Genomic DNA, 17,381 nt, shown 5'->3' on the forward strand with positions numbered 1-17,381 from the left:
TTTGCTCGCTATCGCTCACATAAATTTGGTGCTCGTTGCGTTTGACCTACCAACGATTTCCTGATAAAAACATTCAGGAAATCGGGTTAGGTCATAAAAAAAGGGCATTTATGCCCTTTAATTTCCTTTTACCCATGGTATTGGGTCCTCATAAGCACCATTTTTTCTTACTTCAAAGTGAAGATGTGGACCTGTTGATACTCCTGTGCTTCCTGCTTTTGCTATGGTTTGACCCTTTTTAACACTATCTCCTTCTTTTACTAATAGGGAAGAGTTATGTGCATATAGGGTTGTAATCTTTCCACCGTGGTCTATGATCACCGCTTTACCATATCCGCCTAATGTACCTGCAAACTGTACTACTCCTTCATTGGCAGCTAATATAGGAGTTCCAGTAGGTGCTGGAATGTCTATACCTGTATGCATTTTCTTTGTCTTATAGATTGGGTGTATTCGATAGCCAAAGTATGAGCTTATTCTTGTATGACCTGATACAGGCCATAACATTTTTCCATTAACATATGCTGTATTTCTTTGATTTTTTCTAATTTCTTCAACTAATCTATTTGCTTCAGCAAGTAACTCATCTTCAAGCTTTTCTAGAGTTTTCTTTTCTTTTTCTAAATTCCTCATAAGATTTTCTTTTGCTCTAGTAGCTACTTCCAAGTCTTTCTTCTTAACCTCTATGTTTTTCTTAGTTATTTCAACGGATTTTTGCTGAGCCTCAAGTGCAACCTTGTTAGTCTCAATAGCATCTCTTTGTTCCTTCATATATTTTAGCATATTTACATCGTGATTTGTTATACTCTTTACCATATCTAATCTAGTCATAAAATCTCTTATATCTTTAGCGCCAAGAAGTACTTCTAGATATCCTACTGCTCCGTTTTTATACATTACTCTAAGTCTTGAATTTAAAGTATCGTTTCTATTTTCTAGATTTTCTTCTGCCTCTTGAAGATTTTGCTTGGTAACCTCAATTTGTTCATTTAAATCGCTTAATTGTTTTATTATTCCCTCTAATTCATTGTTAGTCTGATCAACTTGTTTGTCTAATCTAGTTATTTCCTTATTGGTTTGCTCTATGTTTTTCTTGTTTTCTTTTTGCTCTTTCTTTAATTGCTCTTGTTTCTTGTTGTTTTTATCTAACTCTTTATTTAATTTGTCTAAGCTGGCATAAACTGCCGTACTATTTACCAGCAACATTATAGCTAATAAAATATATAAGACTTTTTTCTTCAAGCAGCTTCTCCCCCTTTGTTAAACATTTAAAAACTTCTTAAGTGAAATAATACTTCCTAGTAGCCCTATACCAACTCCTATTGCTATGAAAATAATTGCAATATCATTAAACATAGTTCCAGGTGGTATCATGTAAACAGTAAACAGCACATATAGCTTTTCGTTAAGTGATGAAACTAAATATTTGTATCCGTAATACACTATTGAAATTGAAATTATTGTGCCAATAAGTCCTAGAAGCATGCCTTCTACCATAAAAGGCCCTCTGATGTACCCATTGGTCGCACCTACATACTTCATTATGCTTATTTCTTTTCTTCTTGCAGCTACAGTTATCTTTACTGTATTGGAAATAATAAATACAGATATGAATAGCAGGATACCAATGATAATTAGACCACCTATCCTAACATAGTTGGCTACTGTCATTAGCTTTTCAACTATGTCTTTATAGTATTTAATTTCTTCAATACCTTTTAAACCCTTTAGTCTATTAACAACTGGATTAGCATATTCAATAGCCTCAAGCTGGAGAATATAAGAGTTTGGAAGAGGATTCTCTTCTAAACCTTCTAGTAAGTATCCCTGATCTCCCCATTCTTCTCTCATTATTTCTAAAGCCTGTTCTTTAGATTGGAATATTACAGAACTGACTCCTTCATAATCACTTACAGCCTGTCCTATTTTTTCTGTTTCTTCAACGGTTAGTTCTTCCTCTAGATATATCTGTATTTCATCAAATTGATCCTTAGTTGTATTTGCTGCCGTATTTATATTTAAAATAAGTATCAGTACTATGCCAAGTATAGTTAATGTGGCACTAACAGAGCCCACCGAAGCAATACTCATAGTCCTGTTTCTCCACACTCCAATGAAGCCTTGTTTAATAATGTTAGTAAAAATTCTAAATTTCATGGTCATACACACCCTTCTGCTCATCTCTTACTACTTTGCCTGCTTCTAGTGCTATGACTCTTCTTTTCATCATATTTACTATTTCTTTGGCATGTGTGGCCATAACTACTGTGGTTCCTCGTCTATTTATCTCCTTAATTAGCTTCATTATTTCCCAAGCAGTATCAGGGTCTAAATTCCCTGTAGGCTCGTCTGCAATAAGCACAGAAGGACTATTAACTATTGCCCTAGCAATAGATACTCTCTGGTGTTCTCCTCCTGAAAGTTGGTTTGGGTAGTTGTGGGCCTTATTGCTAAGCCCTACCATACTAAGGATCATAGGTACTTGTCTTCTTATCTCCCTTGGAGAAGCACCTACTATTTCCATGGCAAATGCCACATTTTCGTAAACAGTTTTATTTGGTAAAAGCCTAAAATCTTGAAAAACAACTCCTATATTTCTACGAATATAGGGTATTCTTCTGTTTTTAATTTTTGTTATGTCTAATTTGTTTAAATAAATTTTTCCTGAGGTAGGTTCTATTTCTTTTAAAAGAAGCTTCATTAAAGTAGATTTACCAGCTCCACTGGATCCTACTATAAAAACGAATTCTCCCTTATCTATATTTATATTAATATTTGATAAAGCTTTAGAGCCGTTACCATATTCTTTGCTAACATTAACATATCTAATCAACTACATCACTCCTGTCTATTCAGCCCTATTAAGTTTCATATTCGACACTTTTTAAACAATTCCTCTATTAATTTTTCTTTTTTTGTAGGAATTTTATACTATTTTACTATATTTGTATTTTCTCTTTGAATATTGGTAAAATATACAATAATGTGGTTAAGTTTTTATATAATAATATATTGAAATCAGTCATTTAATGCCTATTTATATACCTACTTAACATTCTATAGTTTATTCGCTCCTAATTTCTAGGGGTAAAATATGCCAAGGTGTTGTATAATAAATTTGATGAATCTAATTGCATTTGGAGGAATAATATGGATAAGAAAAATTTAAGAGCTGAAATTCTAGAAAAAAGAAAAAACATATCTAGAGAAGAGCTTGAGAAAAAAAGCTCGTCTATTGCAAAATCATTATTTTCAACCGATTATTATAAAAGATCAAATTACATAATGGCCTATATTGATTTTAGAAATGAAGTTAAAACTGAGGAAATAATAAAAACCGCTTTAAAGGAAGGTAAAAATGTAGTCATTCCTATTAGTGTAGTAGAAAATAAACAACTTATTTTGTCACAGCTATTCGATTATGATAAAGAGCTTGAAGCTAGCACATATGGAATTCTTGAGCCTAAGAGTGAATTTGTTAGAGAAATACATCCTGAGCTAATTGATTTAATTTTAGTACCAGGTGTAGCCTTTGATAGACGAGGATATAGGATAGGATATGGCGGAGGGTATTATGATAGATTTTTAAGCAAAATCCATAAATCTGTTCCAAAAGTTGCATTAGCCTTTAATATTCAAATTACGCATCATATAAAGGAAGGAAAATATGATATTCCTGTAGATTATGTGATCACTGAGGATGAAATAATAAAAGCTAAGAGAATTCCTTAGCTTTTATTGCCCTGTTAGCCTATCTAAAAATGCATTACTCCTAATCCTATAGTTTTATGGTTTGTTAACATGTGTATTGCCATGTCCCCATAAATAGCCACGGCAATCCAATCATGTTTTTTTACTACTGCAATTTTAAGCTGGAAACTCTGGCATAGAGATACATCCATCTTTATGCTGTAACAGGCTTCAACCGTGGCATGCACTAAGGCATGTACCTGTTTGGGGTCCTTTTCAATTAATTGGGAATTTAAGCATGCTCCTATAGTTGAATTAACTATTTTCTTTCTTAAATCATGGTCCAGCCCAGATGCTCCTGTTACTACACAGGAATAGCCCTGTTCTGTAAACATATTTTTGAATTGCTCTTCTTCTTCTCTACTGCTGGTTAATGCAAGTATTACTGCTATCTTTTCTATGCAATCATTTTCACTAATTGGATAAGGAATTTGATTATTATTTTTCATACACTATTCACTCTCCACTCTAATAATTATTTCCTTTTGTATACACCTGATTACATATATTCTACTACAGAATCATCTACTGCTTCCCATAAATCTCTAAAGCCACAGTAACATATAGAATACTATTTAGTTATTAAACAAATTTAATTTCTTTTTTGCCGTTTTGTTTGACAACATTCTCTAGTATTGAAAGTGAGCCTAGAGCGTCATTAATATTAACTAACTCAACTGGAGAGTGAGAATATCTCCTAGGAACTACTAACATAGCGGTTGGTATTCCTTTCCCCGAATAAGATAAGCGTGCTGCGTCTGTTGCATAACCTTCCCCTACCAAAGTTGTATATTGAACATTTACATCTACTAGCTTTGCTTGCTCTCTTATAATTTCAATAACACTTGGATGAGAATAAGTAAACAATAATCCAGGCAGTATTCCATCAGCTATAACACATGCTGGACCTTTCCCTAAGTATATGGGTAAATCTCTTTCTGTATTGACATCTGGTGTGTCTCCCGATGGTATGGTGTCTATTACTATAGCATAGTCAGGCTCTATCCTATTACCAACCATAAATGCGCCCTTCATTCCTGTTTCTTCTTGAACGGTAACTACACCATAAATAGTACCATCAAATTCCAAGTCTTTGATTTGGCTAAATAATTCAATTAATATTGCACAGTTCATTCTGTTGTCAATAGATTTTGTACAGATATAATCACTGTTAGCCATTTCCATAAAATCACTTCTATATCCAATCGGATCGCCAATTCCAATACCTAAGCTCTCTACTTCTTCTTTAGATGAAGCTCCTACATCTATGTAACACTCCTTACTAGAATTCACCTTTTTTGTTTCTTCAGGTGTTTGTAAATGCCCCGGTTTTATTCCAATAACTCCAGGTATACTGCCTTTTATTAGGACCTTTCTGCCTTCTAATACTTTATCTGATGCCATCCCAATTTTATTAAACAAAATAAACCCATCAGATAAGATATTCTTAACACTAAATCCAATTTCATCAGAATGAGCAGCAATCATCAGCTTTGGTCCAGCATTTTTACCATGCTTTGTTGCAATAACATTGCCAAAAGGATCTACCATTACTTCATCAGCATACTTTTCTAGATTGTTTTTCATATATTTAACTACTTCTTGTTCACTTCCTGATACTCCAACTAAACTAGTCAATTCTTTTAACCTTTCCTTTAGCTTTTCCTTCACTTCTAATCATCCCCTTTTATATGTTTTCATTTTTGTTTTATAGCCTTTTTAGTATTAAGTATAAAAACAGTCTTCTTGAGAATAAAAAAGAGCGAACAAATTACATTGACAGCACTGCTTGTCAATGTTCTTATCACTCTTCACTCTCCACTCAAATCATTATTAAATTTTCATTTATATTATTTTAACTTCAATTTTATATTAGCATATTGGAATTTTTTTTGCAATATTCGTTCTTTAACTCTCTTCCTAAAATTCTTGTTATACTAATGCATAAAGAATACCTTAGAATCTTCTAATATTATAAATTTATATTCTTATCTTAAATACCCACAAAAGCTAAAAAGATATAAAGCTAAGTTAGCCTTAGTCTTTATATCCTATGCTCTCAATTAAATATAAAGCTATTATTTCATCCCTGCAGCTATCTTAACATTTTTTTGATGTTCTTGGTCTAATTTTCCATCACTATGTCTTGTACTGTTTAGGAAATGGATATCAAAATGTCCATCTATGCCATTACCTTTTATATAGTCAAAGTTTGTACCTGCACCATAGCCTCCACTTCTCCAGCTAGTGTATTTACCTCCCTCTGATTTTTCATTGCCTGCATGAGGTATGCTTGACATGCTTGCTGCTATTTTTCTACCATTGTACTCAATAAGAACTGGCCTTCTTGACCAGCTTAGAGTTCCTCCCCATACACTTTTCATTATATTTGTATCATTCAAGGTTAAGGTTTCAGCATCTATATGGTTAGCTCCTTGTGTTCTCTTAACTTTGAATGACTTTCCTGTGTAAAAGTCTACCACTTTAAATTCTGCATTCATAGGTATTACATACTGGGCTTCTGTCCACCAATCGAGGAGTTCTCCATATTGCGGACCTGGTGTTTCCTTGATTGGAATATTATGTACTGGAATTTTAAGTACATCCCCAACATATAACACTTTACTTGTAGATATATTATTTGCTTTTGCAATATCGTTAACAGTAACTCCATATTTATTGCTTAGCTTCCATAAATCATCTCCTTTTTGAACTATATGATTTTTATAGCTATTGCTTTCTGGTATAGTTACCTTATCTCCAATATATAATATACTATTATAATTTGCATTGTTTGCTTTGAGTAGGCTGTCTAGGCTTACTCCATACCAATTGCTTATTTTCCAATATGTATCACCTGATTTCACTATATGGGTTGCTGCAAAAGCACTAGATGATGATACTGATATAGTTAAGGTCAATGCACCTATTAGTATTTTCTTCTTAAGCTTCTTCATGATTATTCCTCCTCGTTTTAAAGTATATACTAAGCAAACTAATTCTTGTTCAACTTCTCATTTCCTTTATGTAATTTCTGGCTAAAAAACCAAAATCACCAGATATGTAAACTGGTGACCTTATTTATCATATTCTATTTCAAGTCTGATTTTATCAGGTAATTTGTCTAATTCAGCTTTAGCAACTACTACAGGATAGGTGATTCTCTGTCCTACCATTTCATTTGGCTTTGGGTCTTTGTATTTTGCATAGGCGATAAGATCGAAATTCCCATCATTTTTTACTTTTATTAGCTTATTTAAAGAAACTGAATAGCCTTCCGTTCTTTTTTCTCCTCTAGTAACTATAATATATACCTCATTATCTACTTTGCATGCTAAAGCTCTTTCTTCATATAAGTATTTGGGAACTAAGTCTTGTATTTTTTGTGGTGCTTCACTTAATTCAAGGGTTTTAAATTTCACTTCCTTATCACCTTCGTTCTTAAGTATTTTCGGAATAAATACTATTCCTAAAATAACTAGGACAATTATTACAAGAATCCAGATTTTATTATTCACAAAATCCCTCCTATTTGAATATAACGCTCCTAACACATATATTCTTTATATATTATTCAACAGTTATGTGTTTTATGAATAATATATATGAGGGCTTCTATAAAAAATAAAAGTACTCCTTGTTTTTTGTTTCAAGGAGTACTTTTAGACCTTAGTATAAAGAAAAAAAGTCGCTTCTTAGTCATAAGAAACGACTTTTTATATATAAATATTTTATCTTCTCCCAATAGCTTTTCTTGCAGCTACTGCTATATTTTCTGCTGTTAAACCATATTTTTTAAGAAGCTCATCTCCATTTCCTGATTCTCCAAAGGTATCCATAACTCCTATTCTCTCCATTACAGTCGGATAGCTTTCCACTAATACCTCTGCTACAGCACTTCCTAAACCACCAATAATATTGTGTTCCTCTGCTGTTACTATTGCCCTCGTCTCTCGTGCTGCCTCTAGTATAATATCCTTATCTATAGGCTTTATAGTATGGATATTTATTACTCTTACTTCTAATCCTTCTTTTTTAAGAATTTCAGCAGCTTCCATAGCTAATGATACCATTATGCCTGTAGCTATTATTGTTACATCTGTACCTTCTCTTAGCTTAATCCCTTTTCCTATTTCAAATTCGTAGCTTTCTTCATCAAAAATCACTGGTACCTTGCTTCTACCTAATCTTATATAAACTGGTCCTTTATACTCCGCAGCCTTTTTAATTGCAGCCTTTGTTTCTACTCCATCTGCCGGGTTTAGAACTACCATGTTAGGTATAGTTCTCATTATACTAATATCTTCAAGAGCTTGATGTGAGGCTCCATCTTCTCCAACAGTTAATCCTGCATGGGTTGCAGCTATTTTTACATTTAGTTTAGGATATGCAACTGAATTTCTTATTATTTCAAAAGCTCTGCCAGCAGCAAACATTGCAAATGAACTAGCAAAAGGTATTTTCCCTGTAGTAGCTAAACCAGCAGCTGTTCCTATTAAATTTTGCTCTGCAATACCTACGTTTATAAACCTTTCAGGAAATTCCTTAGCAAAAACCCCTGTTTTTGTTGAGCCTGAAAGGTCAGCATCTAATACTACTATGTCCTTATTTATTTTGCCTAATTCCTTTAATGCTTCACCATATGCATCTCTTGTAGCCATCATTGTCATTACAGTTCACCTCCAAGCTCTATAAACGCTTTTTGTGCTTGCTCATCATTTGGTGCGGTTCCATGCCAGTTGGCTTGGTTTTCCATAAATGAAACACCTTTGCCTTTGACCGTTTTAGCTATGATGATAGTTGGTTTCCCTTTTGTATTTTTACTCTTATCTAAAGCTTCTAAAATCTGCTCAAAATCATGCCCATCTATTTTTAATACATTCCAGCCGAAGGCTTCAAACTTTCTATCTATTGGCTCTACATTCATAACATCTTTGTTTAATCCGTCAATTTGTAAGCCATTATGGTCTAAAAACACTGTAAGATTATCAAGCTTATAGTGAGCAGCCAGCATCGCTGCCTCCCATACGATTCCTTCTTGAATTTCTCCATCTCCCACTAATGCATAAACTCTAAAATCCTTGTTATCGAGCTTAGCTGATAAAGCCATGCCGCTTGCAGCTGAAAGTCCTTGCCCCAAAGAGCCTGTTGACATATCTACTCCTGGTATGCCTTTCATATCTGGATGCCCTTGTAATATAGAATCTATCTTTCTAAAGTTGGATAATTCATCCTTAGGGAAAAATCCTCTTTGAGATAGTGTAGCATATAAAACAGGTGTAGCATGACCTTTAGATAATACAAATCTATCTCTATCCTTCCACTCAGGATTGCTAGTGTCTATTCTCATTTCTTTAAAATAAAGGGTTGTCATTATCTCGCATGCTGACAAGGATCCTCCTGGGTGTCCTGACTTTGCGCCATGAGTCATCCTAACAATATCTTTTCTGATATTAAGTGCTATTTCCTTAAGCTCTTTCACAATATCTCCTCCTATTCTGTTTTCATTTCTTTAAAGCCTTCTCCTAATACCTCATGCATATCTGTTATCATAATAAAGGCTTTTTTGTCAACTTGACTAACTATCTCTTTCACTTTTGCCATCTGTGCTCTATTTACAACACATAAAAGTACATCCTTATCTAAGCCTGAATATAAACCCTTTCCTTTTAATATAGTTACTCCTCTATCTAGCTGTTCTAATATAGTTTTACCAATGGCCTCTGGATGGTCAGATATAATAAAGAATGCTTTTGCATAGCTGATACCTTCTAGGATTATGTCAATTACTTTGACTAGTATGTATAAAGCAATAACTGAATACAATGGTAGGTCTATTCTTTTATTAACAAGACCTGCACTAACTACAACTATCATGTCTACTATCATCATATGTGTTGCTGTACTTAATCCTGGAAAAAATCTATTCATTATTGCACCAGCTAAATCTGTGCCTCCAGTTGTTCCACCTGCCTTGAACACTATACCTAGACCGGCCCCCAGTATAACCCCTCCAAAAACTGAGGACAGTAATAAATCTTGTGTGGCATTTGTCTCTGGTATAAGCCATAGAAAAAAAGAGAGTATAAATGTTCCATATAAAGTTTTTACCCCAAAGGATTTACCTAATATCATAACTCCAGCTATAAATAAAGGGATGTTTACCACAAGGTTTGTAGCCCATACTGTAACTAAGCCATTAGTTATTTTTTGGAGAACTATTCCAAGACCAGTGACTCCTCCAGGTGCGATGGTATTTGGCTCTAGAAATATATTAATGCCTATTGCCATTATAAAGGTACCTACAGTAACTCCTAAATACTCAGCTAAATGTCTATACCAATATTTCTTTATTCTTTCCAAATTTTTTCCTCCTTGCGATGTGTATATATAACTAGCCCCTTCATAAGTAAGTCTTAAACTATCTGCCTCAGGGTGACAATTTTAGCTGTAAGTTGTTATTTGTTAGTTGCTAGCTGTTAGCTAAGAGCTAAAAACTACTTTACTATTTCATCCTTTGAAAAAAGAACTATTAGAACAAACTTAGGTAATACTATTTGTCTTTTTATTCTTCTAGGATCCTTAAGCAATCTATATAGCCACTCTAATCCTAATCTTTGATATACTTCTGGTGCCCTTTTTACGGTTCCTGCTATAATATCTACAGTCCCTCCATTGCCTATAATTACCTTACAATTTAATTTTTCTTTGTTTTCATCTATCCATTGTTCTTGCTTTGGTGCACCTAATCCTACAAAAACTATGTCTGGTTTTGCTTTGTTTATAATATTAATTACTTCATTTTCTTCTTCGTGGTTTTTATGTCCTATATGTGTGCCCTTGAAATAACCATGATGGTACCCTGCAATATCTATATTAGGATATTTCTTTTTAATATTTTCTGTGGCAATTTGAGCAACACCTGGTTTGCCACCAAGAATAAATATACTATGTCCTTCATCATTAGCTATATCAAGAATTCTCATAGATAGATCAGAGCCTGCAACTCTTTCTAGAAGGGGTTTTTTCTTAATCTTCGATGCATAAACTAACCCTATTCCGTCTGGAATTACTAGGTCTCCTTTATTTAAAAGAGATTTTAATTCCTGATTATTTCTTGCTTCCATAACGATTTCAGTATTAGGGGTATATATTGTATTTATAGTGTTACTATTTAAAAAGGATTTTACCCTTTCTTCTGCATCTTTTAATGTGATTTTATCAACATTAACGCCTAATATACTTATTTTTTCACTCATTATTTCACCTGCTTTTTAGCACATCTAGTGTCATTTTAACATTATCTAAAGCTTTTTCTCTTAGCTCTTCCTTCTTTATATTTAAAGACTTTTTGATGCTGGCTCTTTCTTTCCAAGTTTTGTCTATTAATGAGCATAATTCTATAAGCTCTACGTTTTCAGCATCACACTTAGCATATACCTCTAGCACTTCTAAAAGTCCATCTACTTTTGGGTCATATACTAATCCTATCATAGGTACTGCTTGTGCTGCAGCATATATTAATGAATGGAGTCTCATAGCAATAATAAGTTCAAATCTATCAATTATACCCATCATATCTTCTACACTATATTTGTTTTTTATTACATAACAATTTGGACTATTAGATTTTTGTGCTATTTCCATACTTATGTCTAAATCCTCTGGATAGTGCATAGGAATAAGAACAGTTTTTACATCATATGTGCTATCTATATATTCTATTGCTTTAGAAACCACATCCACTAAATTTTTTGAATTCTTCCAATTCCTCACGGATATGCCTATTATCTGATTATCCTTTGGGATTCCTTCTTCTTCAAATATTTTATCGATTATCTCTCTACTAGAAGGCTCAAGAGTAAATACGGGATCTGACGTAACTACAATCTTGCCTTTTACGCCTATTTCTTCTAAAGTATTCTTTGAATTGTAATCTCTCAAGGTTATAAGGTCTACATTATTTAATGCCTTCCTAGTAAGGATTTTATTTATTTTCTTGTTTATAGGTCCTATTCCATTAGCATATATTACAACAGGTTTTTTTAGTAGCTTTGCAATGTTAATAAGAGATAGATAATATAGTATGGATCTAGTGCTAGTAATATCCTGTAGTAGACTTCCTCCTCCACTTATGAGCATATCCGAAGAATATATTCCTTTAAATACTTCCCAAATGTTTATTCGGTTAACGGCTTTTATACCATAAACCTCCTCTGTGCTTTGTGGATTGTTGGAAAATGCAGAAATATTTAAATTACTATTCATTTTTCTTAAATCTTTTACTATAGCTTTAAGTATTGCATCATCTCCACTATTATCAAAACCATAGTATCCAGATATTATAACTGATTTCCCCATATTATTAGCTCCTTAAATACAGTATTATGAAATCTAATTGTATTAGTCTCATCTAAAAACTCAAATCTGATAAATCACGAGTTAAAACCTTGTCCAATCTTGCTGTAGTCTAAAGCAGTTGAATTTGTTTTTCAGTTATTTCACCTGCCTGTCTAAGATTTTTCTATATATGGTTATATGGCTATTTGCCATGCTTTCAGCTGAATACTTTTCACGAACAGCTTTATATAGCTCTTCTCCTAGCTTTCTTCTTAAATCTTCATTGTCAATAAGCTTCATTAGCTGTTCTGCTAATCCTTCATCATCTCCGGCCTCAAATAAAAATCCCGTCTCTCCTTGGATAACTAAGTCTCCAATGCCTCCTACATTTGAGGCTACTATTGGTTTTTTAAAGGCTCCACCTTCCATTATTACATATGGAAAGCTTTCGCTATAGGAGGTTACTGTATTTATATCAATCATATTAAAAAAGCTATTTGGTTCATTAATAAAGCCTAAAAAGTGAATATTTTCTCTTATTCCAAGCCCCTCCGCAAGCTCTTTCAATTTTTCGTCCTCAGCTCCATCACCGCCAATTAGAAACTTTACATTTTGTCTTTTAACAAGGACTCTCTTAGCCCCTTTTAAAAGCACATCTATTCCTTTTACAGGATGTAATCTAGCTAAAATTCCTATTAATATAGTATCTTCCTCAGCTATAATATTATACCTTTCTAAAAATTCGTGCTTATTTGTTATTTTGTTTGGTAAGCTCATATCTATGCCATTGTAAACAGTAAATACTAGATCCGGATTAAAGCCTCTATTAATAAGCATGCTTTTAAAGCTATCAGAAACTCCTATATAATAATCCATAAACTTAAGTGCTAAGGAATTTATCTTAGTATAAACTAGGTTTTTATAGGTATTATCTTGAAAATCCAGTTTATAATCACTGTGTATAGTAGTCACCACAGGAATTTTATATCGAAGCTTGACTAAAGAGGCAACAAAATTTGCACGGGCTCCATGACAATGAATTATTTCATACCCATCAGTCTTTATCTCATTTATAATTCTTTTAACTACAAATAAATCATATCTCTTCCTCTGTTGAAAAACTTCTATGTTTATTCCTCTTTCCTTTGCCTCATAATAAAAATCTTCCTTCATAAGGCATATTATCTTCACATCTATTTGCTTTTGAAGCTGGGACAAAAGAGCTAAAACATGAGTTTTTGCCCCTCCTGTATCTCCTCCACTTATTAAATGTAATATTTTCATATGTAAACCTATCACAATTTGACAGGCTCCACCCTCCTTCAATTTATTAAATAGATAATTGCCTTTTTATATAAGCCTCATGTAGACTTCATTGTTTTTACAACCATCTCTTCCAATACTTTAAATGAGCTGGAAAATACTCAAAGAAAGCCATTCTACAGGAAGGCTATTTGCTATAAGCACAATTAATATTATTATAACAAAAAAGCTGCAAAAATGCAGCCTATTTCTTATCTCACTTCATAATATCCCCTAACTATAAAAATAGCATAATTCTCCACATAAACGCCTCTACCATCATCCCTTGGTACTAGAAGCAAATGATTTGCTGGTATGGCTTGATTCGCCACTAAATCAGTTCCACCTGTTAAATCTGACAAGCCTCCTAATGATGAAACTATTGCTTTTGCAGCACCGCCTCTTAGGATAATCTCAGTTCCTGCTCCACATATGAGTTTTTGTCCGTTTCTCAATTCAACTATTTCAAGTCCTCCTCCTGAAGAAGTGGTCATTAATTGTCCTACTTGTTTTTTTAGTATTTCATTTTCTTCTATAAGCCTTTGTATTTCCGTGTTACTTGTACCTCCACCGCCTAGTTTTTCATCTATGTAGTATTTTAATTGTTCTATTCTCTTTTCAACATAGCTAATTGTAACTAATGGATCATCCGAGCTACCTGGTTGTCCAAAACTAATATTAGAAGCATCTACAGCTACTACTGTCACCAAAAGCATTAGAATGATAAAAATATAGTGTTTTTTTATTTTTTGCCTCAATTTGTATCTCCTCCACTAATGATTGTTTTTATAACGAATTTGTTACTATATTCGACCTAAAAGTCAAATATCCTGTATTTTTGGAAACATATTTCCGAGGAAATAATTATTTAAATTAAATAAGAGCTTGGTTTCCCTTGCCCCTATAATTAAAAATCTGACAACCCGATGCTTATTTTTAAACATTCATCAACTTTAATCATCATATCTTCGTCAAAATGTCCAATTTTTTCTCTCAGTCGTTTCTTGTCAATTGTTCTTATTTGCTCTAACAATACTACCGAATCTTTTGGAAGGCCAAAATCAGGTGCAGTTATCTCTACATGGGTTGGAAGCTTTGCTTTATTAATTTGAGATGTAATAGCAGAAACTATAACAGTAGGACTGTACTTGTTTCCTGTATCATTTTGAATAACTAAAACTGGTCTAACCCCTCCTTGTTCTGAGCCAATAACAGGACTTAAATCAGCATAAAGTATATCTCCTCTTTTAATTATCACAATTCTTCACGTCCTATCAACCTGTTTTCATAACTAATCAGCTCATTATAATCTTCTTCTAACCCCATTTCAGCTAGATACAAATTTATTTGACTCATTTCTCTATATCCGTTTTTCATTTTTTCCTTTATTTGAATTTTTTTGCGTTCTCTTAAATAAAGCTTCATGGCTTCCCTAATAAATTCACTTCTATTCTTGCTTTCCATAGAAACTATATCATCTACTTCCTCTAACAAGCTATTAGGTAGACTTATCATAATTCTTTTCGTTTCAGCCATTGTCCCACCCCCAGGTTATCTGATGAAATAATTATAACACATTTACCCCAGTACTTTAAATACTATGCTTACTAGCATGATATGGAATAATTTGCTCTGTTAATAGTATATTCTATTATAATACAGTATATACTCGGTTATATACGCCGTATTATAAAGATGATAAATAATCTTTTATACATACTATCCTATTATCTTTAATATATACTCTTGGTACTCTCCTGCTAATCATACAGACGATTTCATAATTTACTGTTCCTAAGCTACTTGCTAGTTCATCTGCTATAGGTTCGTTCATAGAACCATCTCCAAAAAGTATTACTTCATCTCCAACATTTACATCCTCAAAGTCTGATGCATCTACCATACACTGGTCCATGCATATACTGCCTATTATGGGAACCCTTTTACCTTTTATGCTTACTTCTCCCTTGCTTGTTAGGAGTCTAGTAAAGCCATCTGCATATCCTATAGGCAAGGTTCCTATTTTATAAGTTTTATCCGTTACAAACTTATGTCCATAGCTTATACCTACCCCTTTAGGAACAGTCTTAATGTTTGAAATAGTTGCCTTTAAAGTCATAACAGGCTTTAATTCAACTCTACCTTTATTTACCTCATCAGAAGGATATAAGCCATATAGCATTATGCCAGCTCTAACCATATCTAGATTGTACTCTGGCATATCAATTATTGAAGCACTATTGGCTATATGCTTTATAGGAATTTCTATATCGGCTTTTTTAAGATCATTAATTACCCTAATAAATCTTTCATATTGTTGTATAGAAAAATCCTTGTCTTTTTCATCAGCTTTCGCAAAATGAGAAAATATTCCTTCCACATATATGTTGGGTAGATTAATTATTTCTATAATTTCCTTTATGGAAACTTCCTGAGATAAAAAACCTAGTCTTCCCATGCCTGTATCTATCTTTAAATGTATTTTAGCTGTTTTACCCAGTTTTTTTGCTTCATCTGATAGCGCTTTAGCGCCCTGTAGGTTGTATATTGTTTGTGTTATACCATTTTCTATAATGCTATTGCTTTGGTAGCTAGGAGTATATCCTAATATCAATATTTCAGCTTTTATTCCAGCCTTTCTTAATTCCATAGCTTCAGAAAGAGTAGCCACAGCTAGTCTATCTCCTCCATTATCTAGGAGAGTTTTTGCTGATAATAAAGCCCCATGACCATATGCGTCTGCTTTTACTACTGCAGTAATAACTACGTCTCTGCCTACAAGCCTTCTTACTTCTTTTATATTATGAGCTAAATGGTTTAAGTTTATCTCTGCCCACACTGGCCTTGAGTCCTTTAAAGTAAACATTTTGGCACCTCCCAACAAACTCATCTATTTTCATAATATTCCTATAAAAGGCTCAAGTCAATAAACATTATCTAAAATAGTATAGCAAAAGATTCTTTTAAATTAATATAATGGTTTAAAAAATATTAGTACAAAAAGCTATAATTTACGAATATAGTCTAATCCTGTTTTAATATTAAAATCCTCGTCATTTATTTTAATATTAGCTTTAAATTCTGAGTAATCTACTTCAGTAAATATTTCTCCATTTTCTTTATATATAACTAATTTATAGGGATGATAATTACTGCTATCTATCCATAGTCTTTCTATGCTTCTATGCTTATTGTTGCCTGGAATATCCACTTCTAAAACTAAATACTTTTTGTCTTCAATCTCTTCAAAATACATAACTATATTTTCATTTGTCATTACGCTTCTAAGAAAATATCCAACAAAAAGGCTTTTATCTAATGACTGCTCAAGATCTTTAATTATAAAAGATTCATCAACTTGTTTATTATATAGCCAGGCTTGTTTCCCATCGTACAATGTAATATTTCCTTTGTTTTCTAAAGGCTCTAATATTTCTATAATATATTTGTTTGGTTTTTTAAATACATGCTTCGCCTTGTAGCTTTCAGTATCTTTATTCCCCTTTACCGTAACATCTACGATACATCTGTAGGTTTCTATTTTATTGAAATACTTCTGTGCTTCATAAAAAACATTCTCTTCTGTAGGCTTAGAGCAACTCCATATAAAAAACAAAATTCCTACTAGGAAAAAAAGCTTGAAGCCCTTCATAATTACCTTGTATGATATAGTCAAGGACTAAAATCATACTCTCCTTCCTTATTTATTTTAATTATCCGCTATAATCAAATTAGACACTGTGGACTTTTTATAATTACCTATAGCTTGACTATTAGATGGAGTGTATTGCCACTGTCTTATTTAAATCATTTATAGTTGGATAAGTTTTAAACTTTTATCTCCCGCAAGGCTATGAGAATAAGACTAGGTGGATCAAAACAGTTGTCAATTATTATAAAGGACGTGGTTCTATGATTTACGTTGGCATTGATATTGCCAAACTAAAGCACTTTGCCGCTGCTATGACCGCTGATGGTGAAGTCTTAAT

19 protein-coding genes are annotated in these 17,381 nt (G+C 32.9%); 1 reads left to right on the top strand and 18 read right to left on the bottom strand.

Going from position 1 to position 17,381, the window contains the following annotated elements; translation table 11 throughout:
• Positions 1-117: 117 nt before the first annotated feature.
• From BLV37_RS13795 to ftsE, 3 genes are read right to left on the bottom strand one after another with little or no spacing between them, the layout of a single operon-like run.
• On the bottom strand, positions 118-1,242 hold the full coding sequence (locus BLV37_RS13795; RefSeq protein WP_244270556.1) for a murein hydrolase activator EnvC family protein: 1,125 nt from the start codon (positions 1,240-1,242) through the stop codon (positions 118-120).
• An 18-nt stretch (positions 1,243-1,260) separates the two neighbouring features.
• A complete protein-coding gene (ftsX, locus tag BLV37_RS13800) occupies positions 1,261-2,157 on the bottom strand; it encodes a permease-like cell division protein FtsX (RefSeq protein WP_208975278.1) in 897 nt (298 codons plus the stop codon).
• Positions 2,147-2,833 (bottom strand): cell division ATP-binding protein FtsE, encoded by a 687-nt coding sequence (gene ftsE, locus BLV37_RS13805; protein ID WP_091732751.1) that lies wholly within the window; start codon positions 2,831-2,833, stop codon positions 2,147-2,149. Before ftsE ends, ftsX begins: the two co-directional genes overlap by 11 nt.
• Positions 2,834-3,150: 317 nt before the next feature.
• On the opposite strand from ftsE, the gene BLV37_RS13810 reads away from it, so the two are divergent.
• On the top strand, positions 3,151-3,732 hold the full coding sequence (locus BLV37_RS13810) for a 5-formyltetrahydrofolate cyclo-ligase (RefSeq protein WP_091732754.1): 582 nt from the start codon (positions 3,151-3,153) through the stop codon (positions 3,730-3,732).
• 23 nt (positions 3,733-3,755) lie between these two features.
• Here BLV37_RS13810 and BLV37_RS13815 read toward each other — a convergent pair whose 3' ends face one another.
• From BLV37_RS13815 to BLV37_RS13885, 15 genes are all read right to left on the bottom strand, one after another.
• Positions 3,756-4,199 (bottom strand): HutP family protein, encoded by a 444-nt coding sequence (locus BLV37_RS13815; RefSeq protein ID WP_091732756.1) that lies wholly within the window; start codon positions 4,197-4,199, stop codon positions 3,756-3,758.
• Positions 4,200-4,332: 133 nt separating this feature from the next.
• Entirely contained in the window at positions 4,333-5,421 is a 1,089-nt protein-coding gene (locus tag BLV37_RS13820) for a M42 family metallopeptidase (protein WP_091732759.1), read from the bottom strand.
• A gap of 407 nt (positions 5,422-5,828) precedes the next feature.
• Complete coding sequence (locus BLV37_RS13825) at positions 5,829-6,707, bottom strand: LysM peptidoglycan-binding domain-containing protein (protein WP_091732761.1); 879 nt, start codon at positions 6,705-6,707, stop codon at positions 5,829-5,831.
• 120 nt (positions 6,708-6,827) lie between these two features.
• The gene (locus BLV37_RS13830) at positions 6,828-7,268 is read right to left on the bottom strand and encodes a protease complex subunit PrcB family protein (protein WP_091732764.1); all 441 of its coding nucleotides are present in this window, start codon (positions 7,266-7,268) and stop codon (positions 6,828-6,830) included.
• A gap of 213 nt (positions 7,269-7,481) precedes the next feature.
• The gene (locus tag BLV37_RS13835; RefSeq protein ID WP_091732766.1) at positions 7,482-8,420 is read right to left on the bottom strand and encodes a transketolase family protein; all 939 of its coding nucleotides are present in this window, start codon (positions 8,418-8,420) and stop codon (positions 7,482-7,484) included.
• Complete coding sequence (locus BLV37_RS13840; RefSeq protein WP_425287128.1) at positions 8,420-9,232, bottom strand: transketolase; 813 nt, start codon at positions 9,230-9,232, stop codon at positions 8,420-8,422. Before BLV37_RS13840 ends, BLV37_RS13835 begins: the two co-directional genes overlap by 1 nt.
• Positions 9,233-9,243: 11 nt before the next feature.
• A complete protein-coding gene (locus BLV37_RS13845; RefSeq protein WP_091732771.1) occupies positions 9,244-10,113 on the bottom strand; it encodes a YitT family protein in 870 nt (289 codons plus the stop codon).
• Between the two features lie 134 nt (positions 10,114-10,247).
• Entirely contained in the window at positions 10,248-11,009 is a 762-nt protein-coding gene (locus tag BLV37_RS13850; RefSeq protein ID WP_091732774.1) for a WecB/TagA/CpsF family glycosyltransferase, read from the bottom strand.
• Positions 11,010-11,013: 4 nt separating this feature from the next.
• Positions 11,014-12,111 (bottom strand): polysaccharide pyruvyl transferase CsaB, encoded by a 1,098-nt coding sequence (gene csaB / locus BLV37_RS13855; protein ID WP_091732777.1) that lies wholly within the window; start codon positions 12,109-12,111, stop codon positions 11,014-11,016.
• Between the two features lie 135 nt (positions 12,112-12,246).
• Positions 12,247-13,374 (bottom strand): glycosyltransferase family 4 protein, encoded by a 1,128-nt coding sequence (locus BLV37_RS13860; protein ID WP_091732779.1) that lies wholly within the window; start codon positions 13,372-13,374, stop codon positions 12,247-12,249.
• A gap of 230 nt (positions 13,375-13,604) precedes the next feature.
• A complete protein-coding gene (locus BLV37_RS13865; protein WP_091732781.1) occupies positions 13,605-14,150 on the bottom strand; it encodes a hypothetical protein in 546 nt (181 codons plus the stop codon).
• A 149-nt stretch (positions 14,151-14,299) separates the two neighbouring features.
• A complete protein-coding gene (locus BLV37_RS13870; protein ID WP_091732783.1) occupies positions 14,300-14,650 on the bottom strand; it encodes a type II toxin-antitoxin system PemK/MazF family toxin in 351 nt (116 codons plus the stop codon).
• Positions 14,647-14,928: a CopG family ribbon-helix-helix protein gene (locus BLV37_RS13875; protein ID WP_091732786.1), complete on the bottom strand. Its 282-nt coding sequence runs from the start codon at positions 14,926-14,928 to the stop codon at positions 14,647-14,649. Before BLV37_RS13875 ends, BLV37_RS13870 begins: the two co-directional genes overlap by 4 nt.
• A 151-nt stretch (positions 14,929-15,079) precedes the next feature.
• Positions 15,080-16,258, bottom strand: coding sequence for an alanine racemase (alr, locus tag BLV37_RS13880; protein WP_091732788.1), 1,179 nt, complete (start codon positions 16,256-16,258; stop codon positions 15,080-15,082).
• A gap of 138 nt (positions 16,259-16,396) precedes the next feature.
• Positions 16,397-17,068: a LolA family protein gene (locus BLV37_RS13885; protein WP_091732791.1), complete on the bottom strand. Its 672-nt coding sequence runs from the start codon at positions 17,066-17,068 to the stop codon at positions 16,397-16,399.
• Positions 17,069-17,381 lie beyond the last annotated feature (313 nt).

Origin of the sequence: Proteiniborus ethanoligenes (genome assembly GCF_900107485.1) — a bacterium.
Lineage (GTDB): Bacteria > Bacillota > Clostridia > Tissierellales > Proteiniboraceae > Proteiniborus > Proteiniborus ethanoligenes.